At 53.4% G+C, this 25,246-nt stretch carries 30 protein-coding genes and 1 riboswitch; of the genes, 24 read left to right on the plus strand and 6 right to left on the minus strand.

Annotated features, from left to right (window positions below; genetic code table 11):
• Positions 1-35: 35 nt before the first annotated feature.
• The 5 genes from ctaD to R70331_RS02275 all read left to right on the plus strand — a co-directional run bounded on the left by ctaD (position 36) and on the right by R70331_RS02275 (position 4,407).
• Positions 36-1,874, plus strand: coding sequence for a cytochrome c oxidase subunit I (gene ctaD / locus R70331_RS02255; RefSeq protein WP_042182040.1), 1,839 nt, complete (start codon positions 36-38; stop codon positions 1,872-1,874).
• Positions 1,875-1,880: 6 nt separating this feature from the next.
• Positions 1,881-2,507, plus strand: coding sequence for a cytochrome (ubi)quinol oxidase subunit III (locus tag R70331_RS02260; protein WP_042172504.1), 627 nt, complete (start codon positions 1,881-1,883; stop codon positions 2,505-2,507).
• A gap of 3 nt (positions 2,508-2,510) precedes the next feature.
• On the plus strand, positions 2,511-2,837 hold the full coding sequence (locus tag R70331_RS02265) for a cytochrome C oxidase subunit IV family protein (protein WP_042172506.1): 327 nt from the start codon (positions 2,511-2,513) through the stop codon (positions 2,835-2,837).
• Positions 2,838-2,996: 159 nt separating this feature from the next.
• Positions 2,997-3,917, plus strand: a complete 921-nt coding sequence (gene ctaG / locus R70331_RS02270; RefSeq protein WP_042172508.1) for a cytochrome c oxidase assembly factor CtaG — start codon at positions 2,997-2,999, stop codon at positions 3,915-3,917.
• 25 nt (positions 3,918-3,942) lie between these two features.
• Entirely contained in the window at positions 3,943-4,407 is a 465-nt protein-coding gene (locus R70331_RS02275; protein WP_042172510.1) for a DUF420 domain-containing protein, read from the plus strand.
• Positions 4,408-5,452: 1,045 nt separating this feature from the next.
• Here R70331_RS02275 and R70331_RS02280 read toward each other — a convergent pair.
• Positions 5,453-6,235, minus strand: coding sequence for an MBL fold metallo-hydrolase (locus R70331_RS02280; RefSeq protein ID WP_042172512.1), 783 nt, complete (start codon positions 6,233-6,235; stop codon positions 5,453-5,455).
• A 253-nt stretch (positions 6,236-6,488) separates the two neighbouring features.
• On the opposite strand from R70331_RS02280, the gene R70331_RS02285 reads away from it, so the two are divergent.
• The 9 genes from R70331_RS02285 to R70331_RS02325 all read left to right on the plus strand — a co-directional run bounded on the left by R70331_RS02285 (position 6,489) and on the right by R70331_RS02325 (position 13,441).
• Entirely contained in the window at positions 6,489-7,217 is a 729-nt protein-coding gene (locus tag R70331_RS02285) for a hypothetical protein (protein ID WP_156131064.1), read from the plus strand.
• 16 nt (positions 7,218-7,233) lie between these two features.
• Positions 7,234-7,629, plus strand: coding sequence for a GntR family transcriptional regulator (locus R70331_RS02290; RefSeq protein WP_042172517.1), 396 nt, complete (start codon positions 7,234-7,236; stop codon positions 7,627-7,629).
• A gap of 16 nt (positions 7,630-7,645) precedes the next feature.
• On the plus strand, positions 7,646-8,575 hold the full coding sequence (locus R70331_RS02295; protein ID WP_042172519.1) for an ABC transporter ATP-binding protein: 930 nt from the start codon (positions 7,646-7,648) through the stop codon (positions 8,573-8,575).
• A 3-nt stretch (positions 8,576-8,578) separates the two neighbouring features.
• Positions 8,579-9,481: an ABC transporter ATP-binding protein gene (locus tag R70331_RS02300; protein ID WP_042172521.1), complete on the plus strand. Its 903-nt coding sequence runs from the start codon at positions 8,579-8,581 to the stop codon at positions 9,479-9,481.
• Positions 9,474-10,781 (plus strand): ABC transporter permease, encoded by a 1,308-nt coding sequence (locus R70331_RS02305; RefSeq protein WP_042172523.1) that lies wholly within the window; start codon positions 9,474-9,476, stop codon positions 10,779-10,781. Before R70331_RS02300 ends, R70331_RS02305 begins: the two co-directional genes overlap by 8 nt.
• A 44-nt stretch (positions 10,782-10,825) precedes the next feature.
• Positions 10,826-11,017, plus strand: coding sequence for a hypothetical protein (locus R70331_RS02310; RefSeq protein ID WP_042172525.1), 192 nt, complete (start codon positions 10,826-10,828; stop codon positions 11,015-11,017).
• A gap of 109 nt (positions 11,018-11,126) precedes the next feature.
• Positions 11,127-12,362, plus strand: coding sequence for a TraB/GumN family protein (locus R70331_RS02315; protein ID WP_042172527.1), 1,236 nt, complete (start codon positions 11,127-11,129; stop codon positions 12,360-12,362).
• A 138-nt stretch (positions 12,363-12,500) separates the two neighbouring features.
• Complete coding sequence (locus tag R70331_RS02320; RefSeq protein ID WP_156131065.1) at positions 12,501-12,701, plus strand: hypothetical protein; 201 nt, start codon at positions 12,501-12,503, stop codon at positions 12,699-12,701.
• A gap of 11 nt (positions 12,702-12,712) precedes the next feature.
• Positions 12,713-12,909: riboswitch (cyclic di-AMP (ydaO/yuaA leader) on the plus strand.
• A 112-nt stretch (positions 12,910-13,021) separates the two neighbouring features.
• Entirely contained in the window at positions 13,022-13,441 is a 420-nt protein-coding gene (locus tag R70331_RS02325) for a hypothetical protein (RefSeq protein ID WP_231576390.1), read from the plus strand.
• A gap of 130 nt (positions 13,442-13,571) precedes the next feature.
• Here R70331_RS02325 and R70331_RS02330 read toward each other — a convergent pair whose 3' ends face one another.
• Positions 13,572-13,811: a glutaredoxin family protein gene (locus tag R70331_RS02330; RefSeq protein WP_039869454.1), complete on the minus strand. Its 240-nt coding sequence runs from the start codon at positions 13,809-13,811 to the stop codon at positions 13,572-13,574.
• Positions 13,808-14,134, minus strand: a complete 327-nt coding sequence (gene ytxJ / locus R70331_RS02335) for a bacillithiol system redox-active protein YtxJ (protein ID WP_042172532.1) — start codon at positions 14,132-14,134, stop codon at positions 13,808-13,810. Before ytxJ ends, R70331_RS02330 begins: the two co-directional genes overlap by 4 nt.
• 165 nt (positions 14,135-14,299) lie before the next feature.
• On the opposite strand from ytxJ, the gene R70331_RS02340 reads away from it, so the two are divergent.
• Positions 14,300-14,941 carry a ThuA domain-containing protein gene (locus R70331_RS02340; RefSeq protein WP_042172533.1) on the plus strand — a complete coding sequence of 214 codons (642 nt, stop codon included), beginning with the start codon at positions 14,300-14,302 and terminating at the stop codon, positions 14,939-14,941.
• Between the two features lie 116 nt (positions 14,942-15,057).
• On the opposite strand, the gene R70331_RS02345 is transcribed toward R70331_RS02340, so the two are convergent.
• Entirely contained in the window at positions 15,058-15,969 is a 912-nt protein-coding gene (locus R70331_RS02345) for a CHAD domain-containing protein (protein WP_042172536.1), read from the minus strand.
• Between the two features lie 233 nt (positions 15,970-16,202).
• Between R70331_RS02345 and R70331_RS02350 the strand changes: the two genes are divergently transcribed.
• A complete protein-coding gene (locus tag R70331_RS02350) occupies positions 16,203-17,117 on the plus strand; it encodes a lipoate--protein ligase family protein (RefSeq protein ID WP_052418886.1) in 915 nt (304 codons plus the stop codon).
• Between the two features lie 495 nt (positions 17,118-17,612).
• On the opposite strand, the gene R70331_RS02355 is transcribed toward R70331_RS02350, so the two are convergent.
• Positions 17,613-18,392, minus strand: a complete 780-nt coding sequence (locus R70331_RS02355; RefSeq protein WP_042172538.1) for a carbon-nitrogen family hydrolase — start codon at positions 18,390-18,392, stop codon at positions 17,613-17,615.
• A 196-nt stretch (positions 18,393-18,588) separates the two neighbouring features.
• Between R70331_RS02355 and R70331_RS02360 the strand changes: the two genes are divergently transcribed.
• The 8 genes from R70331_RS02360 to R70331_RS02395 all read left to right on the plus strand — a co-directional run bounded on the left by R70331_RS02360 (position 18,589) and on the right by R70331_RS02395 (position 24,909).
• The gene (locus tag R70331_RS02360; RefSeq protein WP_042172541.1) at positions 18,589-19,017 is read left to right on the plus strand and encodes a MarR family winged helix-turn-helix transcriptional regulator; all 429 of its coding nucleotides are present in this window, start codon (positions 18,589-18,591) and stop codon (positions 19,015-19,017) included.
• Positions 19,018-19,060: 43 nt separating this feature from the next.
• The gene (locus R70331_RS02365) at positions 19,061-19,696 is read left to right on the plus strand and encodes a nitroreductase family protein (RefSeq protein WP_042172543.1); all 636 of its coding nucleotides are present in this window, start codon (positions 19,061-19,063) and stop codon (positions 19,694-19,696) included.
• A gap of 30 nt (positions 19,697-19,726) precedes the next feature.
• A complete protein-coding gene (locus R70331_RS02370; RefSeq protein ID WP_042172545.1) occupies positions 19,727-20,023 on the plus strand; it encodes a putative quinol monooxygenase in 297 nt (98 codons plus the stop codon).
• Between the two features lie 157 nt (positions 20,024-20,180).
• Positions 20,181-21,359 carry a pyridoxal phosphate-dependent aminotransferase gene (locus R70331_RS02375; RefSeq protein ID WP_231576391.1) on the plus strand — a complete coding sequence of 393 codons (1,179 nt, stop codon included), beginning with the start codon at positions 20,181-20,183 and terminating at the stop codon, positions 21,357-21,359.
• A gap of 22 nt (positions 21,360-21,381) precedes the next feature.
• Entirely contained in the window at positions 21,382-21,765 is a 384-nt protein-coding gene (locus tag R70331_RS02380; protein WP_042172549.1) for a hypothetical protein, read from the plus strand.
• 111 nt (positions 21,766-21,876) lie between these two features.
• Entirely contained in the window at positions 21,877-22,203 is a 327-nt protein-coding gene (locus tag R70331_RS02385) for an ArsR/SmtB family transcription factor (protein WP_042172551.1), read from the plus strand.
• 107 nt (positions 22,204-22,310) lie between these two features.
• Positions 22,311-24,086, plus strand: a complete 1,776-nt coding sequence (locus R70331_RS02390; protein WP_042172553.1) for a SulP family inorganic anion transporter — start codon at positions 22,311-22,313, stop codon at positions 24,084-24,086.
• A 124-nt stretch (positions 24,087-24,210) separates the two neighbouring features.
• Positions 24,211-24,909: a DUF1361 domain-containing protein gene (locus tag R70331_RS02395; RefSeq protein WP_042172555.1), complete on the plus strand. Its 699-nt coding sequence runs from the start codon at positions 24,211-24,213 to the stop codon at positions 24,907-24,909.
• Here R70331_RS02395 and R70331_RS02400 read toward each other — a convergent pair.
• Complete coding sequence (locus R70331_RS02400) at positions 24,885-25,232, minus strand: MGMT family protein (protein ID WP_042172557.1); 348 nt, start codon at positions 25,230-25,232, stop codon at positions 24,885-24,887. The genes R70331_RS02395 and R70331_RS02400 overlap by 25 nt on opposite strands.
• Between the last annotated feature and the right edge of the window lie 14 nt (positions 25,233-25,246).

Genomic DNA, 25,246 nt, shown 5'->3' on the forward strand with positions numbered 1-25,246 from the left:
CGACCGGTCACCGTGTCAAACGCCATACCGGTCTGATGGACTGGATCACCACCGTCGATCACAAAAAAATCGCCATCCTCTACCTGTGGGCCGGGGGCTTCTTTTTCGGCATCGGCGGGCTTGAGGCCATTCTGATCCGCATTCAGCTGATCAAGCCGATGAACACCTTTCTCGATGCCCAGACGTTCAATGAACTGATTACGATGCACGGGACTACAATGATTTTCCTCGGAGTTATGCCGGTCATCTTCGCACTGATGAATGCAGTCATTCCGCTGCAGATCGGCGCGCGCGATGTTGCTTTTCCTTTTCTGAATGCGCTGGGCTTCTGGACCTTCCTGTTCGGCGGCCTGCTGCTCAATCTCAGCTGGGTTATGGGCGGTGCGCCTGATGCCGGCTGGACGGCCTATACTCCTCTATCCAGTACAACCTACAGCGCCACCCACGGAGTAGATTTCTACACTATAGGCCTGCAGATTGCCGGGCTTGGCACGCTGATCGGGGGCATTAATTTTCTCGCTACGATCATTACGATGCGTGCCCCGGGGATGTCCTATATGCGGATGCCCATGTTCGCCTGGGCTACCTTTATCACCTCCGCAATTATTCTATTCGCTTTTCCCGCTATTACTGTAGGGCTTGTTCTCCTCACCTTTGACCGGATTCTCGGAGCTAACTTTTTTAATCCTGAGACGGGCGGCAATCCGGTGCTCTGGCAGCATATTTTCTGGATTTTCGGCCACCCCGAAGTGTATATTCTCATTCTGCCGGCCTTCGGCATCATTTCCGAGGTTATTCCGACCTTTTCACGCAAAAGATTGTTCGGCTACAGCTCGATGGTGTTCGCCACTCTGCTGATTGCCTTTCTAGGCTTTATGGTCTGGGCGCATCATATGTTTACAACAGGCCTTGGCCCGGTAGCAAATGCGCTGTTCTCTGTGTCCACGATGCTGATTGCCGTTCCGACCGGGATCAAAATCTTCAACTGGCTGTTTACAATGTGGGGCGGGCAGGTGCGCTTTACTACTCCTAACCTTTTCGCTGTGGGCTTTATTCCAACCTTCACGATGGGCGGGGTGACCGGGGTTATGCTGGCTTCGGCTCCGGCGGACTTCCAGTTTCATGACACTTATTTTGTCGTAGCCCATTTCCACTATGTTATCGTCGGCGGTCTGGTGCTGGGATTGTTTGCCGGTCTGCATTACTGGTGGCCCAAAATGTTCGGGCGGATGCTAAGTGAAACACTGGGCAAATGGACCTTCTGGACCTTCATTATCGGCTTCCATCTGACGTTCTTCGTGCAGCACTTCCTGGGACTTATGGGGATGCAGCGCCGTGTGTTTACATACCTGCCGAACCAGCAGTTCGATACGCTGAATCTGGTCAGTACGGTCGGGGCCGGGCTGATGGGGGTGGGGATGCTGATCTTCCTGTGGAATATCTTCATCACTTCCCGTAAGTCTGCAGATGCCGCAGATGATCCTTGGGAGGACGGGCGCACCCTGGAGTGGACGATTCCTTCGCCGCCGCCGGAATACAACTTCAAGCAGACACCGCTGGTACGCGGAATAGATGCCTTTTGGAAGGAAAAGCGTGCGGGTCATACCAGTATGACACCGTCTGAGCCGGTAGGCTCCATCCACATGCCGTCTGCGACGATTCTGCCGTTCCTGATGTCGGCGGGCATTTTCATTGCCGGGCTCGGCTTTATGTTCAGCCGCGATACTTTCGGGAGTGACCTGCTCAGCTTCCTGTTCAACAACTATATCGTGACCGGGCTCGGACTGGTTATTACCTTCGGATCGATGCTGATGCGTTCGCTGTTTGATGACCACGGCTGGCATATTGAGCCTGAAGAGCTGGAAGGAAGGTGAGCAGGGATGACGACCGTACATGCTGAAGCCGGAAAAAGCACCCTCCCGCACGAGCCGGAAAAAGCGACGCTGGAGGGACGTAACAAGGTGCTGGCCTTCTGGCTGTTCCTCGGCGGTGAAGCCGTGCTCTTCGGAACGCTGTTCGCCACCTTTCTGGCGCTGCGCAACTCGACGAACGACGGCCCTTCTGCGGCTGAGCTGTTCCACCTGCCGCTGGTGGCGGCTGCGACATTTCTGCTGCTGGCCAGCAGTCTGACCAGCGTGTTCGCCATCCAGGCGATGCACCGGAACAAGCCGGCAGAGCTGCGTAACTGGCTGCTCGTTACCGTGCTGCTGGGAGCGGCTTTCCTTGGACTGGAGATCTACGAGTTCAGTGTATATGTAAGGCATGAGGAGTTCGGGATGACCACCAGCGCCTTCAGCTCAGCTTTTTACACCTTGGTTGGCTTCCACGGGGCACACGTTGCGTTCGGGATTGTGTGGATTGCCATTCTGATCGGGCAGCTCGCCCGAAAAGGCCTGACCGTAGTTACCGCTCCCAAAATATACGTATCGGCGATGTACTGGCATTTCATTGACGTCGTGTGGGTGTTTATTTTTACCGTTGTATACCTGCTGGGAAAGGTGGGCTGAGCCATGGCGACGGAACAGCATCCGCAGGAGAGCGGCAGTGTGAAGCGGCGTCACCGGCCTGAAGGGCCGCAGCGGCATATTGTGGTGTTTATCTTTTCGGTTGCGTTGACGCTGATTGCTTTTGCGGCTGTGGCAGCCGGAGGAGTCAATGCTACCTTTGCTGTTATTCTGCTGCTGGTAATGGCTGTGCTGCAGGTGGTGCTGCAGATGGGCTTCTGGATGCATCTGAAGGACAAAGGGCATCTGCTGCCGGTTGTGTTCATGCTGGGCGGTTTTTTTATCGCCGGTACCTGTATTGTCATGGCGCTGTACTGGGTGTGGTGGGATTAAGCGAAAGAGCGGGAGGCGGGCGGGAGCTGCTGCCTCTTTTTGCTGTCGGGGATCTCAGCAGAGGCCGGAGATGACGTACAGAGCTTCCTGAAGCAGCCGGTCTGTTCATGAATTCATCATCAAGCCTTACAAAATAACTGCCGGAGGGGGAAGTGGCCTATGCTTGGCTTGCAATACTTTAGCTTCGCGGACCTGTGGAGCCCGCTGCTGCTGGCGGGAACTCTTGTGCTTGCTGCTGGCTATCTGGTGCTGATCGGGCCGCTGGCGCAGCAGTTCCCCGCCCCGGCGGAGGTTCCGCTCCGGCAGAGAGCGCTGTTTATGGGCGGACTGCTGGTGCTCTATCTGGCCCAGGGCGGCCCGGTCAGCCTGCTGGGGCATATCCTGTTTTCTTTTCATATGGTCAGTATGGCGCTGTCTTATCTGATTGCGGTGCCGCTGATGATGCTGGGCATTCCGGAGTGGTGCTGGCGCGCCCTGGTGAGGGCCAACCCCCTGCGCAGGTTATCCTTTCTGGCTCATCCGGTAGTGGCCGCACTGCTGTTCAACGGGCTGTTCTCGCTGTATCATATCCCGGCAATTCATGACTATGTCATGCTGCATTTTACAGTACACCGGTTGTATTATGCCGCGCTCTTTGTGACGGCTGCGCTGATGTGGTGGACGCTGATTAATCCGCTGCCGGAGAGCCGGCGGGCCGGAGGACCCGTCAAAATCGGCTTTATTTTTCTCAATATGGTGCTGCTGACACCAGCCTGCGGGCTGATTATTTTCGCGGCTGAGCCGCTTTATGCGACTTATAGTGATCCGGCTGTCTGGGCGCGGGCGATGGGCTATTGTGTGTCCGGTAATCCGGCTGCGCTGCTGCAGGCTTTTGGCGGTCCGGCTTTCTTTGGGGGGCTGTCACCTAAGGCGGATCAGCAGGTCGGCGGAATCGTGATGAAGTTCATCCAGGAATTTATTTTTGCCTCGATGCTTGCTTATGTGTTCTATCATTGGTATAAAAAAGAGAACGGGCAAGACGATCCGGAACCTTCCGGTCCATCCGGCGAGCTGGGGGATGGTGCGTTAACCCGGGTATAGCTGGTAAGTGCCGAGGAGGACAATCATGGATATCTTTACAGTGTTTCCAACGATCAGCACATCGTTCATCGTAATCAGTGCGGTGCTGGTGGCGATCGGCTGGAGACAGATCATCGTGGGCAAACGCGAAGCGCATAAGAAAACAATGTTCGCCGCCGCTGTAGCTGCTACCCTATTTTTCATTGTGTACATGTCTAGAACGATATTTGTAGGAAATACATCCTGGGGCGGGCCGGATCACCTGTCGACGCTGTATCACGTCTTTCTGATCTTCCATATCGTGCTTGCTACGGTAGCCGCAGTGTTCGGGATTACCACACTGGTGTGGGGCTATCAGGCTAAATACGCGAAGCACCGCAAGCTGGGCAGGATCACGGCTGTGACCTGGTTTATTACAGCTATCACTGGAGTTGCGGTATATGTGCTGCTGTATATATTTTATCCGGGCGGCCACACCAAGCCGGTCTGGGATGCCATCTGGGGCTTCTAAATCTATATGTTAGGCGAATCGGCCTGCGCACAGTTACTTCCTTAGGGAGCTGGCTGCTGTGCGGGCTCTTTTTGTGCGGTGGCGGCTGTTGGGTGGACTGGGGGAGGGCGGAGCGGGCAGACCAACGGTAAAAATCCCGTTGATCGAGCTCGCAGGAGGATGGATTGGACGAAATAGAGGGAAAAATCCCTTTGATGGTGCACGTTGGAGGGTGGAATGGACGAAATAGAGGGAAAAATCCCTTTGATGGTGCTCGGAGGAGGATGAATTAGACGAAATAGAGGGAAAATTCCCTTTGATGGTGCCCGCAGGAGGTGAATTGGACGAAATAGAGGGAAAAATCCCTTTGATCGTGCCCGTAGGAGGGTGGATTGGACGAAATAGAGGGAAAAATCCCTTTGATCGAGCTCGCAGGAGGTGGATTGGACGAAATAAAGGGAAAAATCCCTTTGATCGTGCACGTTGGAGGGTGAATTGGACGAAATAAAGGGAAAAATCCCTTTGATCGAGCTCGCAGGAGGGCGGATTGGACGAAATAAAGGGAAAAATCCCTTTGATCGAGCTCGTCGGAGGGTGAATTGGACGAAATAAAGGGAAAAATCCCTTTAGTGGTCCTCTCTAAATTCAGCTTTAACAGCGACGTCCACCAACCCAAGCATTCGAACCGCCCGTCCCCTTGTAGCCTATAATTACGAAGCGCATCTGCCAACCCTGCAGTCCGACCAATCAGCACCCGCCAACCCTACGCTTCTATTAGCCGCGTCCGCCAACACAGCCCGCGAATCGCCGCCAACACAGCCCGCGAATCGCCGCCAACACAGCCCGCGAATCGCCGCCAACACAGAATCCTAGTCGCCAGTCCCCCTTTAACCTGTCTTTAAGTAGAGCATCCGCCAAATCTCAATCCGACCAATCAGCACACGCTAATCCCCCTAATCGCAGTTAAGCCCTTCTAATCTCCGCCCGCCACCCCGCCTCTCCAGCCACCCCCGCCAACATGCTCTAACGCCCGCCATCACCCTCTTAGCCTTCCTGCTCCATCCTCCTAGAACCGGACATTAAACCCGTTAAAATAGTGTGTGCCCGTGCCAAACGATACCAGGTTGTTCTCCCGCAGCGTTTTAACCGCCTGCTCTACGTCAGCCATAATGCTGGGGGCCAGTCCCAGCGTATTGTGCGAGCCGTAGATTTTAGTGACACCAGGTATTTGTGCGATCCGCTCCCACGAACGGACCAGATCCGAAGGGCTTGTCGACGGATAAAAGGCGTAGACCGGTGTTTCATCGTACAGCAGGTCCCCAGTGAACAAATAACCGGAGGTCTTCTCATAAAAGCACACATGTCCCGGTGAATGGCCCGGCGTATGTATCACCTCCAGGCTTCTCCCGCCCAGATCAATCATCTGGCCATCACTCAGCAGCCCGGCCGGCTTGCCGCGATAAGGTGTGTAGGTGTCTGCATTAAAGCCTTCCGGCAGCGGCAAGCTCAAATCCCGCACGAGATCTGCTCTAATCTGTTCAATAGATAAGCCCTGTATGCCATCTATAAGCCAGCTGCAATCACCCTCATGTACATATATATCGCTGAACAGCCCGTGACCCCCGATATGATCGGTGTGGAAATGGGTAGTGAGGACAGAGACCGGAAGCGGAGTCAGCCGCCTGGTTACTTCCGAGATATTGCTGATGCCGAGCCCCGTATCAATCAGGACAGCCTTTTGCTGTCCGAGCAGCAGGAAGGAATGGACCTTCTCCCAGTGCCCGTATTCGCTGATGGCAAAGGTCTGCCCGTCTATACGCTGCACCGTAAACCAAGGATGATTTAACATATATGCCTCCCCTGAATAAGCTTGTTCCAAGCCGTATCCTCACAGTAGCATAAACGGGCGCAGGACAAAATCCCGGGATTTTCTTAGAAAAACTATTGACGTTGGAAAATACAGGACATATACTGTGTATATAGATATACACAGTAAGCACACAGTAAGCACACTGAACATTAACAGCATATCAAATGATTTAGTGAACTCCTGTAATGCAATGTGCCGTATATCTGCTGAATTAAAGCGAGGTTAAAGCGATATGACAAATTTTAGACAGGCTTGGATCATTGTAAGAAGTGACTTCGACGGCGACAGGCTAAAGCTATTATGGATGCTGCTGTGGTCACTGCTGTTCATGGGTTACATGGGCGGGCTGTCCAGTATGATCATCCAGGATACGCTGGATAACGGTGACGGGAAGATTCTGGCCGACATCATGTTCATGACAGTCATTCCGATGCTGGGGTTCACCTTTTCCAAGCGGACGATGAAGTACCTAACAGAAGATTCTTATACCCGGATGCTGGCCTATATGCGCGCCTTGCCTATTCCAACTGCTGTGATTCTCTGCAAAAGAAAGCTGAATGCAGTCAGCTCTATCGGGCTGAACGGAACGATTTTTTTCGGCCTCATCTATGCCTTCAGCAGTAATATGCGTAAGGAACTGCCGTTTACGGATTACCTGGCCTTTACGCTAACCTGGATCGGGCTGGGGCTGATTGTTTCAGGGCTTTACATTTTTATCGAGCTGCTGGCAAGCGGTAAAGCTTATTTTATCTACGTAATGCTCTTTACGTTCATTTACATCGGGACGGCAGTGCTGACCTGGCTGGCAGGCGGAAATCTTATTTTGTACACCGTCAGCTGTTCGAAAGAGTGGGGGCTGCTCTCCCCGCTGATGTGGGGAACACTGGTGCTCGGAACCCTGTCGGTACAGCTGTTCTCCGCATGGACGATACACCGGCTTAAGAGCCGCGATCTCGTATGAGAGGGCGGGGGTAAGGATGTGGATACCTATTCAAATCAACGAAAACAGTGCCGAGCCGCTGTACCATCAGATTGAGACTCAGCTGCGCTCACTGATCATCAGCGGTAATATTACAGAAGGAACGCTGCTTCCATCTATCCGTGAATTTGCGGGTGAACTGAAATGCAGCGTGATTACAGTCCGCCGGGTCTATCAGGATCTGGAGAATGAGGGGCTGCTGCGGACCAGACAGGGAACCGGTACGTTCGTCTCCCATGTCGGAGCAGGAGCGATGGAGGAGTACAAACGGGAAGCGATCCGTAAAGCGCTGGAGGGTGCAGTCGATGTTGGATTGTCTGTACAGTGCAGCGCAGAGGAGCTGGCCCGGATGTTTACAGAAATTGTAGCGGATAAATATAACACACAGTCATGAAGGGTGGGGGCGTTTCATGGTACAGCAGGCCATAGAGCTGCGGGATGTAAGCAAGAAGCGGCACAAGCGGACAATCGGGCCGCTTAATCTTAGCCTTCCGCAAGGCTACATTACCGCGCTGGTGGGTCAGAACGGCTCTGGTAAGAGCACGCTGCTGCATATGCTGCTGCAGCTGAGCTTCCCGGAGGAAGGCGAGATCCGCTGGTTTGAACAGGAGCATCCCGGGGGGCTGCCGCTGGAGATCCGCCAGCGTATGGCCTATGTGCCGGAGACTTCACAGGCCGAGGAGAATTTCTGGACGGCAGAGGAGGCGGCAGGCTTCCGCAGGCAGTGGTATCCTTCCTGGGACCAGAAGTATTATGAGGAGCTGGCCCGGAAATTCGAAATTCCGCAGGATGCCCGGCTGGGCAAGATGTCCAAGGGCGAGCGGCGCAAATTCGAGATCGCCGCGGCATTGGCCGTACGGCCCCGCCTGCTGCTGCTGGATGAGCCTTCTTCCGGACTGGACCCGTTCGCCTGGAAGATCATGATTGAAACGCTGCGCAAGTTTATGGATGAGACGGATGCAACAGTACTGATCTGTACCCATATCGTCGAAGAAGTAAGACGGCTGGCCGATTATATTGTGCTTATGCATCAGGGACAGCTGCTCGGCATGGCCGAGAAAGACAGCCTGTTCGGTTTATGGAATGAGGTATGGGTGAATGCAGCGGATGAAGAGGAGCTGCAGGCGCTGGCGGCAGAGCTGCCGGAAGCCTTGCATTTTGGCTGGGAGCAGCCTGGAGTGGCTTCATTTATAACCCGGGAATTTTCCCGGAATGAGAAACGCATCCTGGATCTGGGCGTAAAGGTACTCAAGAGCCGGGCTCTGGAACTGGATGAAATACTTAGCCTATGGACACAAGGACATCGTCCGGTCCTGTTAGACCAGAAGAGAGGGGATTAACCAATGGAAGCTTTGAAGCTGGAACAGGTAGTGAAGCAGTACGGCGATAAGACAGCGGTTAACGGAATTAATCTGAAGGTGGAGCAAGGCGAGATTTACGGGCTGCTCGGAGCAAACGGGGCAGGCAAAACGACTACAATGCGTATGGTGCTTGGCCTGATTTATCCCGATGAGGGAAAAATCCTCTACAACGGCAAGGAGTTCAGCAACGAGCTGCAGCATCTGATGGGCTATCTGCCCGAAGAGCGGGGTCTATATCCGAAGGTGAAGGTCAGCGACCAGATTATCTATCTTGCCCGGCTGCGCGGGATGGCCGCAGGCGATGCAGACAAGAGCCTGCGCTACTGGCTGGACCGTTTCGAGGTTCCTGAGTACTACAACAAGAAAATTGAAGAGTTGTCGAAGGGTAATCAGCAAAAAATGGGCTTTATCGCCGCCGTTGTCCATAAGCCGAAGATTCTTGTGCTTGATGAAGCGTTTAGCGGACTGGACCCGGTCAATGTGGAGCTGCTGAAAGACACGGTCAAAGAGCTGCGTGACCAGGGAACAAGCATCCTGTTCTCCACTCACCGGATGGAGCATGTGGAGGAGCTGTGCCGGCACATTACGATTCTCGACCGTTCCAATACGGTGGTGCAGGGCGATATCCGCGAGATCAAAAAGAGTTATCCGCGCGAAGAGGTTATTCTGCGTACAGCCGGCGAGGTTGCCGGACTGGAGAGTATTGCCGGAGTAACCGCAGTGAAGCGGCAGGAACGCGGCTATGTACTGTCGATCAGCGATATCAGTGCAGCACAGCGTATTTTGCAGCAGGCCATTCTTGCCGGTGAGGTCGAGCATTTCGAGATTAAAGAACCGACGCTAAACCAAATCTTTATCAGAGCGGTGGGTGATTCGAATGAATAAGATGGGGACCATTATTGGATTTACTTTTAAGAATAAGGTGAAGACTAAAGCTTTTCTTATAACAACGCTTATTATGGTTATTCTGCTAAGCATTGGGATGAATATTCCTTATTTTATCAAGGTTTTCAAGGGCGAAGATAAGGCTGGCGATACCGGCAACCGCAGCCAGATTGCAGTAATCGCAGAGACCGGTAACCCGGCAGCCGAGCTGCTCCTGGCATCATCAGCTCCTGCTAATCCGGACAGCGATACGTTTGCAGTAACCTTCACGGCATTTGCTTCAGCTGATGATGCAGCGTTGAAGGAAGGTCTGGATAAGGGTACTATCGAAGGCTATCTCACTTTTGGTGAAGCAGCTGGTGAAGGACTTCCGCCTGTAACCTACTACAACGAGGACGGTGAGCTTGGCGGAGACGTGCAGACTTATCTGCAGAGCGCTCTGCAGGCGGTCAACACACAGCTGATTGTCGGTGACAAGCTGACAGACAGCCAGGTCGCCGCTATGTACGCCCCGGTAACGATTGATACACAGGAGCTCAGCGCCGATGGTTCCCAGGCCGGGGAAGAGACTGAACGGACAGCGGCAACGATCAACTATGTAGTTGTCTATGTCCTTCTGATCCTGTTCTTCATGTCCATTATGATGACCGGTAATATGATTTCGGCAGAAGTTACCTCAGAGAAAAGCTCCCGCATCATGGAGATTCTGATTACGAGCGCATCGCCGTTAACCCAGATGTTCGGCAAGGTCATCGGTATTTTCCTGGTCGGACTGATGCAGATTGCCATCATTGCACTCAGTGTGACTGCCAATCTCCTGCTGCCGCATAACTCCGGCATACTGGCTGATTTCGAGCTGGATCTGAGCCAGCTAAGCATCGGGCTGCTGGTCTACGGGCTGATCCTGTATATTCTCGGCTACTTCCTGTATGCCCTGATCTACGCGGCGGTCGGATCGATTGTCAGCCGTACAGAGGATCTTGGCCAGGCGGTAATGCCGATTATGATGATCGGCTTCGTGAACTTCTACGTTCCTTTATTCAGCATTTGGGCTCCTGATACTATGCTGGTCAAGGTAGCGAGCTACATTCCGTTCACCTCACCGCTCAGTATGCTGCTGCGTATCGGAGTCGGCCAGGTCGCTTTCTGGGAGATTATCGTCTCGCTGGTTATTCTGCTGGCAACCACATTTGTGTTCGGCTGGCTGGCGGCGAAGATCTATCGCACAGGCGTACTGATGTACGGCAAGCGCCCGAGTATTAAGGAAATCAGAAAAGCAATGAAGGCTTACAAAATCTAATGCAAACAATTATAAAAAATCTAAAATAAGAGGAGAAATTCACAATGAGTAAAAAAAATCAGAACTTCCTGTTTCTTGCAGTGTGCGTGTTGAACATGGTTATGTTTGGTCTTGTGATAGATACGAACGGTTCCCCGGTGCGTGATTTCATACAAGGATTAAGCGTGGGATTGAGTGCTGCAGCAGTATTTGCAATGCTGTGGGTAATGGCTAAGGAACGCAGAAGCAGAGCGTAAATGTATATCCGTACTTGAATAGTAAATTTTGTAACCCGAGTGTCTCAAGCATCCTGATTTTGCTTAATTATTATATGTGGACTATATGAAGCTGAAGGAGACTAAGTAAATGAGAAACTGGAAGCAAATGCTATTATCTCTTACCTTATCGGCAGGATTGCTTACTGCAACAGCAGTTCCGGCCATGGCTGCCCCGCAGCAGCCGGCAGTAAAAGTAAACAATCAGACCGTCGAATACAAGACGGGAGCTCCGGTCAACAATCAGGGCACCACGCTTGTTCCGCTCAGAGCTACGCTTGAAGCAATGGATGTGCAGCTGCAGAATGCGGCAGGTGACACAATCTATGCCATTGTAGACGGTAAAGCCATTACACTGAAGAGCAAGCTTACTGTAATCAACGGCGTGACCTACGCACCTATCCGGGTTCTTGGTGATGCAGCGGGTTACGAGGTAGGCTGGGATGCACAGACCCGTACGGTAGTTCTGAAGACCAAGGCAGCGGGTGACGGAAGCCAGAGTGCTGTAAGTACGCAAGGCGGACGCGGCTTCATGTGGGAAGTCGAGAGCAACGGCAATACCGTGTATCTGGTCGGCTCGATGCATATTGCAGATGACAGCTTCTATCCGCTGAGCAAGGAATTTGAAGAAGCCTTTGCCGGGTCCGATTATCTGGGCGTAGAAATTGATATCAGCAAGGCAGCTGATGAGGCATCACAAAAGCTGGTTCTGAACATGGGCATGTACCAGGACGGCACGACGCTGAAGGATCATATTTCCGGTGAGACGTATGCGAAGCTGGGTGAGGTGCTCAAGGAGGCAGGCCTTAAGACTAATGCGCTGGACCAGTTTAAGCCGTGGGTAGCGGAAACGACACTGAGCAGCCTAAAAGCAGCGACGGCCGGCTATGAGGCTTCTGCCGGAATTGACCTGTACTTCATACAGAAGGCGATTGAACGGAAAATTCCGGTTATGGAGCTGGAGTCTTATGAGTCCCAGCTGGGAATGTTCAATAACTTCTCCAAGAAGCTGCAGGAAGAGAACCTTCTTGCAGCGATTGAAAACTACGATGTAATTGATCAAAGCGTGGATATGATGGCCGAGATTTGGAAGACTGGCGATGATGAGCAGCTGCTGCTGCTGACGAACAGCTTTGCCGGAGACGCGGAATACTACAAGGCGATGCTGGTTGACCGTAATATCGGTATGGCTGACAAAATCGACGGCTATCTTAAGAACGGCAAGAATGAAGAGTATTTCATCGTAGTCGGCGCGGCACATTATCTGGGCGAGCATGGCATTATCAAGCTGCTCCAGGATAAGGGATATACTGTGGTGCGTAAATAATATAACAACAGAAAAAAAGTGCCCCTCCAGGATAGGAGAGGCACCTTTTTTCTGCCCGGCGGCGGCAGAATTTGCTAAGGGCTGGTGATCCGTCCGCCGATAGTGTACCCTTAGTACTAAGGAGTGGTAGGCTTGAACATGAATCTAAAAACCCCGGTATTAGTCGCGGGTTCCGTCCTGCTGATTGCGATTAGCAGTCTGCTTCAGCCGGATGGCAGCACCCTGCTAGGTGCGGTACAGACACTGCTGCTGGGTGTGGGAATCCTGGGCTGCCTGATGGCTGCCCTGCGGTTCGTGAAGAGCAGCAAGAACAGCAGCGGCAAAAAGAAAAAGAGATAAAAGATAACTACATATGAAATCCGCTTAATTTCCGTTACGGAAAGCGGGGGAACCAACAACCGGAGGACGCGGGTAAGCAGGCGGTGCCGGTTATGGGGTGAATCCTTGAGTCTGTGAGAAGCTTAAGCTTCTCACAGAGGGAAGGTAGGGCGACTCTCAACGCCCGAATCCGGCAGCTAACCTCGTAAGCGTATTGCAGAGAGGATCAGTATATTGTGACCGTTAACCGGACCGCAAAGGGCATCCTTTGCGGTTTTTTTGCTGTTCATTTAGAGATAAATAAATCCACATATAGAAGTAAGGCGGAAGGGGAGACGAAGATGGAGACAGCTATGGACACTCAGGAAGAGTATATACTCATTTGTGCGCCGACCAAGGCGGGAGAGCATTTTATTAAGCTGCTGATCATGAAGGGTGCACGGTTTGCGGGGCTTGCCAATAATCCGGCTGAGAAGCAGCGGCTGGCGGAGCTGGGGGTAGAGGTGATTTTTGAGGTGGATACCCGGCATCTGAATACCTGGCTCAGACCGCCGTTTCCGGTAGGCCGGATCTATCTGTTTGAGAGCAGTGTCGCTTTATGCTGCCGGTATGTGCAGATGTGCCGGACATGGACGTCAGGGCCGATTTCAGTGATTACGACCTCGATGAGGCCGAGGCTGGTCTATAAGGGGCTTGGAGCCGATAATGTCATCTACAGCCACAGCGGACATGTCAGCCATTTGGCTGCAGAGTGTGAATAAGGGGCATTGGATGTAGCGGGCCAACCGAGTGCAGATGCTGCTATATGTTTTAACCATAAAAAAAAGTATTCCCCGGGCTTCGGACCAGGGAATACTTTTTTTTGCTAATTATACTGAGTATAGAATGCTGTTATCTTGCAGCGGCAATCAGTTCCTCAAGCTCCGGCAGGTTAAAGCCTTTGACGGCCCGGTCACCGGATACCGTAACAGGGATACCCATAAAACCAAGCTTTTCAACTTCCTCCTGATAGACGGCGCTTGCCATAATATCGCGCACTTCAAAAGGAATGCCCTGATTGGTGAGCAGTTGTTTAACCTGATTGCAGTCACTGCAGCCTGCGGTAGAGTAGACAATTACAGGCTGGCTCATTTATCAACGGCCTCCTTGATGGCAGAACGGGTGATTTTCCAGTGGGAGGTGTTCCAGCTTACATCGCTGCCGTCCAGCAGAAAGATCTGCGGGGATTCATGCTTGATGCCGAACTCTTCGGCAATCTGATTGGAGACCGGACGGTCTTCAATGACATGGACAATGGCCGCCGGTGTATCCGAGCTTTGTACATAAGCCTGGAATTCCTCATGCGCCTTAGCGCTGATCGGGCAGGTAGTGCTGTGCTTGAACAGCAGCTTTTTGCCGGGCTGGCCGACATATTGGTGCAGTTCATCAGAAGTATGCAGCTGTTGAATAGACATCGTATATCACCCTCCTGTAAATATGAAATAGAACCTGTAATGATGATTGTAACATAGTTCAAAATTAAAGCAAAAGCCGTTTGTATTAACCTGGCGGAAGTGCTAAGGTGAAGGAGAAATACCTGGAAATGAAACAGTTTAATGGATGGAGAGGTGTCATTATTCATGTCTGAATTGAAAGCCCTTGCAATCGGCAGCTATACAGCGGTAAAATATCATCCGTTTGCCGGTGTGGATCAGGAGCTCCGGCAGATCCTGTCACCGGAATTTACAGTTGATGCATCTGAGGATTTCGGGCTGCTGAGCCCGCAGAGTCTTAAAGAGTATTCCCTGGTGGTCTCTTATACGGAGTTTTCCGATCATACCATCGCGCCTGCCCACAGCGGGGCACTGCTGGCTTATGTTGCCGGGGGCGGCGGCCTGCTGGTGGTTCATAACGGAATATCCATGCAGCGCAATCCGGAGCTCGGTGCAATGCTGGGCGGGCATTTCACCCATCATCCGGACTACACAGCTCTCGGAATCAATATACCGGCAGCCGTACGGGAGCATCCGATTGTGCAGGGAATCGACGATTTTGTGATTGAGGACGAGCCTTATTATTTCGATATGCACCCTTATTTTGAGACCACGGTGCTCGCAGAATATCTGCACGGCGGAGCGATGCGGCAGGCGGCCTGGTGCCATGAGTTCGGACTTGGCCGGGTGGTCTATCTGATGCCGGGACATCATCTGCCGTCCTTTTCGGTTGAGCCGTTCCGCAAGCTGGTTGCAAGAAGCGCGATGTGGGCCGGCAGGCTGATCTGATCGCAAGACCGGAGGAGGCGTTGCTGAAGCAGAACGCTTATGAGGGGCAGAACAAAAGGCGGGAAGCGGCATGACTGGCATGCGCTTCCCGCCTCCTTTATATTTATGGATCAGGACTACTGTTCAGCGGGGAGAGCACGGGGCTTCCCGGCTACCGGTACAACCTCGTTATGATATAGCGCTTCCAGAACCTCATTCTTAAGGCTGTCTGTGAAGGCGCTCCAGGTCTTTTTGCCGACACCGAGCTCGTCACGCCCTATGGACTGCAGAGTGTCCAGCCAGACCCGCTTATCGTTGATGATGCCGAGCTGCTCCTGAATATTCTTATAGTATTCCTCATGGGTATGAAATTTCTGATTAAGTGCAAAAGAAGCGGCATTCGCCGTATAGCGCAGCTCCTTGGCGGCAATTCTCAGGTTGTGCAGCGCTTCAAAAGCCTCCTCAGATTCCGACTCGGGTCCCTTAAACAGCGCTTTGCAGGTTTTTTTCTGCTGATCAAAGGCGACTTCCAGCTCGCGCATGACCACATTGGCATCCTTTTTTTGGGTCAAGGACTCAAGCGGTCCGGTAATAAAAGCCTCCCAGAGCAGGTCCAGCTCCTTCCCGGCAAGCTGCGGAAGCTCGGCTTCCAGCTTTTTGCGGTATTTTTTGCGCTGGTCCTGCTGATGCTTAATGACGGATTTGAGCAGTGCGGCTGTTTTGTCATCGCCGTCCTTTTTGGCTATTTTCCGCCGTTCCTTAAAGGATTCGATCAGCACATCGGCATCTCTGACCTTTCCGAGACGCTTTTGGGCTTTTTTGAACCGGGTGTAGAGCTCTCCGGCAGCAGAATGATCCGGGTCCAGTATGGACAGCAGTGTAAGCAGCTTACGGCTGTTCACCCTCGACTGATGAATATCCTCCTCGCCGAACCCCTTCAGTGCATCCTTGCTGTAATCACGGAAATTGACATAGAGCTTGATCATAGCCTGTTCCCATTGCCTTGTTTTGCTGATCTGCCTGTCCTTTGTCAGCTGTTCAGTGGTCATGCGGCATCACTCCTATACGTTGTGTACTGCTGTTGCATGAACGATCTTCCTTGATATAAGGATAACGGTTACCGGAGCTGATTTCAAATGATGTTGCCTGTCTTTTTTAGGCAAGGGGGAGGGGATGGGTTACAATAGAACAATATCTGTTATTACGGTAAAAAAGGACAGCAGACTGCTGCCGTGCATGCGGTTTGCTCCATATTATCCGGGGAAGAAGGGGAGCATCAGTGGTGGCTTATGAAGATTCAGGGTTGCTGGACAACCTGTTTGAGGGGCAGGAGCGTAGAACAGTAAGTGAGATTCCTGCAAAAATGGTGCTGTTCGAGCACCTGGCCGAAGACCTGACAGCTGCGGAGGTGCAGGATATGCTGCTTCCGTTCGCGTTCGAAGAAGCGCTGTGCCGTGACATCGGCGCCGGGCTGCTCCCGCCGTGCCTTCACATCTGGAGCCATCCCGGCGGGGTGGCGCTGGGACTGCGTGACAGCAGGCTGCCCCATGCGGCCGAGGGGATGGCCGGGCTTGAACGGGCCGGCTACCGCGCGGCTGTCCGCCATTCCGGCGGGGCGGCTGTGCCGCTCGACACAGGTGTAGTAAATGTGTCGCTCATTCTTCCGAAAGCCCCGGGCAAGCTGGACTTTCACGATGATTTCCGGCTGCTGGCTTCGCTCATTGCCGAAGCCGCAGCCGTGAGCCATCCGCAGGCGGCTGCACGGATCAGGGCAGGCGAAATCACCGGCTCGTACTGCCCCGGTGATTTCGACCTGGCAATCGGCGGCCGCAAGTTCTGCGGCATCGCCCAGCGCAGGCAGAGCGGCGCGTACTTCGTGCACGCGTTCGTGGTGGTCTCCGGCTCCGGGCGGGAGCGCGGAGAGCTGATCCGCGGATTCTACAGGGCTGCGTCCGGAGGGGACGAGTCACTGGACTATCCGCGGGTCCGCCCGGAGACGCTCGCCGCGCTCGGCGAGCTGGGCGGCCCGGCTGCGGCGGCGGTGTACGCCGCTGGCATCCGGCAGGCTGCAGTCCGCCGGGGTGTGCAGCTGACTCCTGCCGGCAGGCTGCGGCAGGAGTCGGGCTATGATCTCCAGTACAGCGATCCGCGCGTACTGGAGACAGCGGCGATGCTGCGGCAGCGCTATGCCCGCTGAGCAAGCGGGCGGCCGGCTCAGGCTGCTGCCAGCTTGGGCTACTACCAGCTGAGCTGCTGCTGGGTCTTTATGTTGCCGTGTCTGTATGCCGGTGTGCCGCCAGCTCAGCATGCAGCCGGGTCAGGCTGCTAACAGCTTGGGCTACTACCAACTCGTGCTACTAACAGCTCAGTATGCCGCCGCTTGCAGGCCAGACCGCTAAGCCGCCAGCACAAGCGATCGGCAGATTCTAACTCAGACATTAGGTGGAAATTCGCCGCTTAATTTTCCAATGAACCCTGCTGTAGGCGGGTTAATTGGAAAAAGGAAACCTAATTTTACTAAAATGACCTCCGGAGGGATGAATGGACCGAAATAGGTGGCGTTTTTACAACTAATGGTCATATTCATCAAGAAATACTTCATTTAGTTGGCGAAAATCCATCTAAATGACGGGCCGGGTCTGGAATTTCATATTCCCGGCACCATACATGCAGCATCCCCTGATATCACGCGCTACGTATACAGCTCCGGCCGGCGGTCGGTAAATATCGGAATCTGCTGCCGGACCTCACGGACCTTGCCGAGGTCGATTTCGCCGGTTAGGATCTCTTCCTCCTCTGCCGCCTCACATATTACGTCTCCCCAAGGGTCAATAATCATTGAATGCCCGGCAAAGCGGTTCGCCGGATCAGCTCCGGCACGGTTACAGGCAATTACATAACACTGGTTCTCGATGGCCCGGCTGATCAGCAGGGCGCGCCAGTGGGCAAGCCGCGGCTTGGGCCATTCGGCGCTGACGAACAGGATTTCAGCACCGCTGGCTGTATGGGCGCGGACCCATTCCGGGAAACGGATATCGTAGCAGATCAGCCCGGCGCATAGGGCATTGTCCAGGGTGAACAGCCCCTTTGCTTCCCCCGGCTGCAGATAGAGATGCTCATCCATCAGCCGGAACAGATGGAGCTTGCTGTATTCTCCGGCTTGTACACCGCTGCGGTCAAAAACGTACATGCTGTTGGTGACCCCGGCAGTCTGCCTGCTGGCTACAGAGCCGGCAACAATATGGATGCCGAGCTCCCGTGCCAGGCTGGACATCAGTGCTTTGGTCTCCTGCCCGCCGGGATCGGCGATGCTGTCCAGCCGGGTCAGATCATAGCCGGTAGTCCAGAGCTCCGGCAGGATCACGCAGTCTGTCCCGGCGGACGCTGCTTCACGGATGCGCTGCTCTGCCGCCGCATAATTTGCGGCAGGATTGCCGAATGCTATATCAAGCTGAATAAGGGATATTCTCATGCGTTAGCCTCCTGTATAGAACGTGAACGTAATAGTTAGAGATTAAGGCGCATTTATCCATAAATCAACCTCTGCGGTGGAGTTATGTGGAGTTGAAAGAAAAATAAGCCTTAATGGTTGACGGGTCAATTAAATAGGTGTAAACTAATTTTCATCAAGAAGATTTTGCACAATCTATTTTCAGGGGAGGCTGCCATTGACAGAACATCAGTCAGAGGAAGATCAGATTCTTGAACTGCTGCAGGCACTGAACAAAGGGGTCAGCCCGAAGTTCGAACGGTGCGCAGGCATCAGCCCCACGAGGCTCCGCCTGCTTCATGAGCTGTATCAGGTAGAGGAGATCAGCCAGATTTCGCTGCAGCGTGAAATCGATATTGATGCCGCCGCCATTACCCGCCATCTGAAGGGTCTTGAGGAGAGCGGAACCATTACAAGGCGCAACAATCCTGCCGATAACAGGGTTACCCTGGTCTCACTGACCTCTCAGGGCCGGGACCGGATGCATTGCTACAGGGAAGAGAAGAACCGTTTCATCAACGGCCTGCTTGACGGCTTTGACGATGCGGAGCGGAAGAGGCTTACGGACATGCTTATCCGGCTGCAGCATAACATCAATGTGATGTAGCCTTGAATCATATACCAACATATACAAAGGAGATTTTTTTAAAATGAACACTACAAAAACCAATGATTTTAATTCTATTATTACTGGCCGCCGCTCGGTACGCCAGTATGATACCAGCGTCAAGATCAGCAAAGAGGAAATGACAGAAATTCTTACAGAAGCTACACTGGCACCTTCTTCTGTTAACATGCAGCCTTGGCGTTTCCTCGTGATCGAGAGCCCGGAGGCCAAGTCCAAGCTGGCTACCATCGCCAAGTTCAATCAGCTTCAGGTAGAAACCTCTGCGGCGATGATCGCTGTATTCGGAGACCTGAACAACTTTGATTATGCCGAAGATATCTACGGCGCTGCTGTTGAGCGCGGACTTATGCCGCAGGAAGTTAAGGAAGGCCAATTATCCCGCCTGGCAGTACACTTCGCCAATCTTCCAGCAGACATCAACCGTGAGACGGTAATGATTGACGGCGGTCTGGTTTCGATGCAGCTGATGCTGGCGGCCCGTGCCCACGGCTATGACACCAATGCTATCGGCGGCTTCGAAAAGGACCAGATCGCCGAATTATTCGGAATGGATAAAGAGCGTTATATTCCGGTTATGCTGATCTCCATCGGTAAAGCCGCAGCTGAAGGCTACCAGTCTGTACGTCTGCCGGTCGACAAGATTGCTGAGTGGAAATAATAAATTTTTCATAATACAGGAGGAAGAACAATGATTATTATTCATGCTACACTGCAAGTGAATCCCGAACGCGAAGCACAGTTTCTGGCTGAAGCTGAGACGCTGATCGCCGCCACGCATCAGGAAGAGGGTAATGTTTCTTACGAGCTGTACAGACATGCCTCCCGCAGTAATGTATTCATTATGGTCGAGGAATGGCGTGATGCCGAGGCTGTAGCCGGCCATAATACAAGCCCGCACTTCACCGGCTTTGCCGGAAAGGCAGGCGAATTCCTGACCGCACCGCTTGATGTTAAGGTATATCAGGGCGAGCCGCTGGGCAAGTAATACGGTCCGCATGATTACAATGGTATGAAGATTAAAGGCCATCCCTGCAGGGGCGGCCTTTTTTTTGTCTATAGGAGTTGCCGAGCTACTGGCGAACCGCTAGAATAAATGCAATATGCAGCATGACAAACGATTAGCGGAGAGGATGAGCCGGACAGTGAGCAGTTTTGAACCGTCGCACTTGCTGAATGCGTTGCCCAAGCAGTTTTTTGCTGCACTGGTTGCCAGGGCTGCACAGGCGGCAGCGGAAGGGCATGATGTCATTAATCTCGGACAAGGCAACCCGGATATGCCGACTTCGCCCCATATTGTAGAAGCGCTGCAGAATGCGGCATCAGATCCGCTGAATCATAGATATCCGCCGTTCCGCGGCCACGGTTATCTTAAGGATGCAGCGGCTGCTTTTTACAAAAGAGAGTATGGAGTAGAGCTCGATCCGCAGCGTGAGATCGCTATTCTGCCCGGAGGCAAAACCGGCCTGGTTGAAGTGGTGCAGTGCCTGCTGAATCCCGGCGATACTGCGCTTGTGCCGGACCCGGGCTACCCCGATTACTGGTCAGGCATTGAGCTGGCCCGGGTGGTTATGGAGCTGATGCCGCTCAAGGAGGCACGAGGCTTCCTGCCGGATTACGGGGCTGTTAGCCCGGAAACCGCCGCTAAGGCGAAGCTGATGTTCCTCAATTATCCTAACAATCCGACCGGTGCGGTAGCTGATGAGGAATTCTTCCGGAAGACAGTAGCATTTGCTGCAGAGAACAGAATTTGTGTGGTGCATGATTTTGCCTATGCGGCAATCGGGTATGAGGGCCGGCGGCCGGTAAGTTATTTGCAGACACCCGGGGCCAAGGAGACAGGGATTGAAATCTATACATTGTCCAAAACCTATAATATGGCTGGCTGGCGTGTAGCTTTTGCCGCAGGGAACGCCAGTGTGATCGAGAGCCTGAATCTGCTGCAGGATCACATGTATGTCAGCCTGTTCGGAGCGGTCCAGGAGGCTGCGGCAGCTGCCCTGCTCGGCCCGCAGGACGGCGTCCGGGCAAATGTAGCGCGGTACGAAGCCCGGCGCAACACGCTGATCTCCGGGCTTAGGGAAATCGGCTGGCAGGCGGAGGCGCCGCGGGGGTCCTTTTTTGCCTGGCTGCCAGTGCCGGCAGGGTTTACTTCACAGAGCTTTGCCGATCTGCTGCTGGATGAGGCACATGTGGTCGTCGCTCCGGGAATCGGCTTTGGCGCTTACGGTGAAGGATATGTGCGGATCGGGCTTGTGAGTGATGAGGTGCGGCTGGCAGAGGCCGTGAAACGGATTGCCGGGCTGAAGCTGTTTAAGACTTAGCACAGAATAGCGGGGCATAGAGATGAAGATAACGATAGTAAGACAGGGCATCAGAACAAATGAAATGTACTTTTCGTCAGACTTCGGCGAAGGAAAGGGAATCTGGTGCGGCGGCGGCCCGGCTCTGCCCGGAGAAGTGCGGGAGGCCGAATTCGAGCTGCCTGCGCTGCTTATGCGATGGGTGGATATTATTCCGGCACCAGCTGCAGACGGCAGCGGCATCCGTATGGACGGAGAGCACATTGTCTTAACCGGTATTCTGGAGAATATTGAAGAGGACGGGACTGCCTGTCTGCAGCTGGGCTCCGATCTGATCATGTTCGAATGCCTGGGGGAACCGATGGCGCTTGGCGGACAGGTGGAGCTGAGAACGCGGGAGCTGATGATTTATCCTGTGAATCTTTAGGCGACCGCTGCTGCTGCGGGAGGGGGAGCCGGGATATCCATAGCCACTCCTGATCAATTAATGCTAAGATAAGGTTAGATTTGAAGTAAAGCTATAAGGAGCAGAAGTTCTATGAACAGCGATATTCAGCAATTCAAGACGGAGTTTTTCAAGGCGCTGGCTCATCCGATGCGGATCCGCATCCTGGAACTGCTGAGCGAAGGCGAGAAGAATGTGAATGAGCTGCAGGCTATTCTCGGGTCGGAAGGCTCTGCGGTCTCCCAGCAGCTGGCTGTCCTCCGCGCCAAGAATGTGGTTGCCAGTGTCAAAGACGGCACAACAGTCATTTACTCTCTGCGCGATCCCCTGATCAAGGATTTGCTGGCTGTAGCCAGGCAGATATTCGATAATCATCTCGTAAGTGCCATTTCTATTCTTGAAGGTATCCGCAGTGAATAAAATCCGCCCTCTCCAGGGCGGATTTCCCGTTGACAAGAGCGGCAGGCAGGAGTAATGTTTCTCATATATTCAAATAATCAGATATTCAAAGAAAAGAAGGTTAGATGATGACAGGGTGGGGCCGTTTTCAAGGCTACAGCATTGCTTCGCTGCGCAAGGATATCATTTCAGGGACAATCGTCGGCGTTATTGCCATTCCGCTCGGGATGGCATTTGCTATTGCTTCCGGCGTGAAGCCGGAGTACGGGATCTATACGACCATTGTAGCGGGAATTCTCATTTCCCTGTTCGGCGGTTCAAAATTTCAGATCGGCGGGCCAACCGGCGCGTTCATTCCGATTCTGTTCGCCATTGCAATGGAATACGGTTATGAGAATCTGCTGATTGCCGGAATGATGGCTGGAGTCATTCTGGTGGTTATGGGCCTGTTAAGGCTGGGAGTACTGATTAAATTTATACCGAGGCCGGTAACGATCGGCTTTACCGCAGGAATAGCCGTTATTATCTTTACCGGGCAAATCGGGAATTTCCTCGGACTGCAGGGGGTCAAACGGCATGAAGCCTTCATCGACAATATGAAGGAGCTTGGCTTGCACATCTCCACAGTGAATCTGTACAGTGTACTTACGGCAGTAATTTGTCTGGCCGTCGTTATGCTGGGCTTGCGCTTTGCACCCAAAGTACCCGGATCGCTGGTAGGGCTGCTGTGCGCTACACTGCTTGCAGCACTGTTCTTCAGCGGCAAGGTTACGACCATCGGTTCCGCATACGGAGATATCCCGAATACGCTGCCGAGCTTCCATTTCCCGGTAATCACCTGGGAGCGGATCAGGCTGCTGCTGCGCCCGGCGTTTGTTATTGCCATGCTGGGGGCCATTGAGTCGCTGCTGTCGGCAGTTGTAGCCGACGGAATGTCCGGCAGCCGCCACAACAGCAACCGCGAGCTGGTCGGCCAGGGAATCGCCAATATCGCGGCCCCGTTGTTCGGAGGGATACCGGCTACGGGGGCTATCGCCAGAACAGCTACGAATATCCGCAGCGGGGCGGCTTCTCCGCTGTCAGGCGTGATCCACGGTGTCGTAGTCTTCCTGATCCTGCTGTTATTTGCACCTTATGCTTCCAGCATTCCGCTTGCGGCTATGGCGCCGATCCTTATGGTGGTGGCCTGGAATATGAGTGAGCGCAAGCAGTTCCTTAAGCTGCTGAAGCTTAAGACCGGGGATTCCCTGGTGATGTTCATTACCTTCCTGCTGACCATCTTCGCTGATCTTACGGTTGCTGTGGAGGCCGGACTGGTGCTTGCCGTCATCCTGTTCGTGAAGCGGATGGGAGAGACCCATCTGGTCGCCAAGGTGCTGCCCGATCCGGAGTCTGTGAAGGTAGCTGCACACATGGTAACGGACAGCCATGACTGCCCGCAGATCGGAATTTATAATGTGGAAGGCCCGCTCTTCTTCGGGGCGGCTTACCGGTTCGATAATACGATGCCTGAATCCGGCCCCGGCAAGCCGAAGCTGATTATTCTGCGTATGGGCAAGGTGCCGTTCATGGATACGACCGGTGAGGAGAATCTTTCAGAGCTTGTGAAGCAGCTGCAGGCTGACGGGGGCAGGCTGATGATCTCCGGCATAGAGCCGCAGCCGCTGGAGCTGCTGAAGCGAACTGGCCTGTACGGCACAATCGGAGCAGGGCAGTTCTACGCACACACCGGAGATGCGATAAATGCTGCATTGTCCATGATTCAAACCAGCCACTGTGCAGGGTGTAAGCATGCTGCTTTCCGTGAATGTGCAGCACTGGCCGGGGTTCAGGAAGCGCCGGGCAGAACAGGCTTTAAGAGTCATAAGCCTGCTATTAACGGCAAGCTCAGCGGCGGTATCTGACGGGAATGCCTTTTCTTGCTCCTGCATCTTAAATAAAATATAACAGCCCGGGTGCATCCTGACGCCCGGGCTGTTATATTTATTATGGTTGTCCCATTCTAACGGATAAGGAGAACATACCCTGATGAAGGAACTGAATTATACAAAGGTATTCATACTGTTAGCCGGCCTGTCCCTGGCTACGCTGGGGGTGTACCGGGTAGTTTCGCTGCGGACCGATACATACTTTGATTTCCTGCTGTGGAATTTGTTTCTGGCGTGGATTCCTTTTTTGTTCTCAAGTGCTGCATACATGCTGGATAAACAGAAATTCAGCGGCATGCTGCTGCTGCCGCTGGGCATTGCCTGGCTGCTGTTTTTTCCGAATGCGCCGTATCTGATGACCGATCTGCTGCATCTGACCGCACGCAAGGGCATCTATATCGTCAGCGGAGAGGTTCAGAGCCGGTTCTGGTATGACCTCGTTACGCTGCTGCTGTTCACCTGGAGCGGCTGGCTGACAGGCTTCTTCTCGCTGTACCAGTTCCAGAGTGTCATTACCCGCAAAAGCAATCTGTTCTTCTCTTGGATCTTCGTGCTATTCGCCTGCGCATTGGGCGGGTACGGGGTGCTGCTGGGCCGGGTCTACCGGCTGAACAGCTGGGATGTGCTGACAGACTGGCACCAGCTGGTTCAGCTGGTCAAGGACAGCCTGAACCAGCAGTCGCTGTTCTTCAGCCTGTTCACAGCGGTCGTGCTGCTGGTCATTTATGCTACGCTGTACTTCCTGCTAAACGGGCTGATCAGCGGCGGGAGGAGCTATTCGAAAGGCGGCAAAAGGTAGTCTGCCAGCTCTGGCTCAGGCCCGGGTACAAACTGGAACAGCTCCAGATTGACTGCCCCGTCTGCCGTAAATTCTATGCCTTCGCCGAGCAGGTACAGCTTCTGGAGCGAGCCGGATTCATCCTCCAGGGCAATTCTTCCTTTGGCGTTGACAACCCTGTGCCAGGGAAGCTTGTACTTCCGGCTCATGGAATGCAGTATCCGCACAACCTGTCTGGCTGCCCGGGGGCTTCCGGCAGCTCTGGCTACCCCGCCATAGGTCATGATCTTTCCTTCAGGGATGGATTGGATAACGGCAATAACCCTTGCAGTAAATGGTGTCATAGATTCTCCTTAAA

Source organism: Paenibacillus sp. FSL R7-0331 (genome assembly GCF_000758645.1).
Taxonomy (GTDB): Bacteria; Bacillota; Bacilli; order Paenibacillales; family Paenibacillaceae; genus Paenibacillus_AQ; species Paenibacillus_AQ camerounensis.

Bases quoted from the DNA above. Each gene is read 5' to 3' on its own strand.
- ctaG (WP_042172508.1), top strand. From the start codon at position 2,997: ATGCTTGGCTTGCAATACTTTAGCTTCGCGGACCTGTGGAGCCCGCTG.
- R70331_RS02390 (WP_042172553.1), top strand. From the start codon at position 22,311: ATGACAGGGTGGGGCCGTTTTCAAGGCTACAGCATTGCTTCGCTGCGC.
- R70331_RS02365 (WP_042172543.1), top strand. From the start codon at position 19,061: ATGAACACTACAAAAACCAATGATTTTAATTCTATTATTACTGGCCGC.
- R70331_RS02380 (WP_042172549.1), top strand. From the start codon at position 21,382: ATGAAGATAACGATAGTAAGACAGGGCATCAGAACAAATGAAATGTAC.
- R70331_RS02355 (WP_042172538.1), bottom strand. From the start codon at position 18,392: ATGAGAATATCCCTTATTCAGCTTGATATAGCATTCGGCAATCCTGCC.
- R70331_RS02305 (WP_042172523.1), top strand. From the start codon at position 9,474: ATGAATAAGATGGGGACCATTATTGGATTTACTTTTAAGAATAAGGTG.
- R70331_RS02285 (WP_156131064.1), top strand. From the start codon at position 6,489: ATGACAAATTTTAGACAGGCTTGGATCATTGTAAGAAGTGACTTCGAC.
- R70331_RS02290 (WP_042172517.1), top strand. From the start codon at position 7,234: ATGTGGATACCTATTCAAATCAACGAAAACAGTGCCGAGCCGCTGTAC.
- R70331_RS02300 (WP_042172521.1), top strand. From the start codon at position 8,579: ATGGAAGCTTTGAAGCTGGAACAGGTAGTGAAGCAGTACGGCGATAAG.
- R70331_RS02370 (WP_042172545.1), top strand. From the start codon at position 19,727: ATGATTATTATTCATGCTACACTGCAAGTGAATCCCGAACGCGAAGCA.
- R70331_RS02330 (WP_039869454.1), bottom strand. From the start codon at position 13,811: ATGAGCCAGCCTGTAATTGTCTACTCTACCGCAGGCTGCAGTGACTGC.
- R70331_RS02315 (WP_042172527.1), top strand. From the start codon at position 11,127: ATGAGAAACTGGAAGCAAATGCTATTATCTCTTACCTTATCGGCAGGA.
- R70331_RS02265 (WP_042172506.1), top strand. From the start codon at position 2,511: ATGGCGACGGAACAGCATCCGCAGGAGAGCGGCAGTGTGAAGCGGCGT.
- R70331_RS02395 (WP_042172555.1), top strand. From the start codon at position 24,211: ATGAAGGAACTGAATTATACAAAGGTATTCATACTGTTAGCCGGCCTG.
- ctaD (WP_042182040.1), top strand. From the start codon at position 36: ATGGACTGGATCACCACCGTCGATCACAAAAAAATCGCCATCCTCTAC.
- R70331_RS02280 (WP_042172512.1), bottom strand. From the start codon at position 6,235: ATGTTAAATCATCCTTGGTTTACGGTGCAGCGTATAGACGGGCAGACC.
- R70331_RS02340 (WP_042172533.1), top strand. From the start codon at position 14,300: ATGTCTGAATTGAAAGCCCTTGCAATCGGCAGCTATACAGCGGTAAAA.
- R70331_RS02345 (WP_042172536.1), bottom strand. From the start codon at position 15,969: ATGACCACTGAACAGCTGACAAAGGACAGGCAGATCAGCAAAACAAGG.
- ytxJ (WP_042172532.1), bottom strand. From the start codon at position 14,134: ATGTCTATTCAACAGCTGCATACTTCTGATGAACTGCACCAATATGTC.
- R70331_RS02325 (WP_231576390.1), top strand. From the start codon at position 13,022: ATGGAGACAGCTATGGACACTCAGGAAGAGTATATACTCATTTGTGCG.
- R70331_RS02260 (WP_042172504.1), top strand. From the start codon at position 1,881: ATGACGACCGTACATGCTGAAGCCGGAAAAAGCACCCTCCCGCACGAG.
- R70331_RS02385 (WP_042172551.1), top strand. From the start codon at position 21,877: ATGAACAGCGATATTCAGCAATTCAAGACGGAGTTTTTCAAGGCGCTG.
- R70331_RS02295 (WP_042172519.1), top strand. From the start codon at position 7,646: ATGGTACAGCAGGCCATAGAGCTGCGGGATGTAAGCAAGAAGCGGCAC.
- R70331_RS02310 (WP_042172525.1), top strand. From the start codon at position 10,826: ATGAGTAAAAAAAATCAGAACTTCCTGTTTCTTGCAGTGTGCGTGTTG.
- R70331_RS02400 (WP_042172557.1), bottom strand. From the start codon at position 25,232: ATGACACCATTTACTGCAAGGGTTATTGCCGTTATCCAATCCATCCCT.
- R70331_RS02320 (WP_156131065.1), top strand. From the start codon at position 12,501: ATGAATCTAAAAACCCCGGTATTAGTCGCGGGTTCCGTCCTGCTGATT.
- R70331_RS02275 (WP_042172510.1), top strand. From the start codon at position 3,943: ATGGATATCTTTACAGTGTTTCCAACGATCAGCACATCGTTCATCGTA.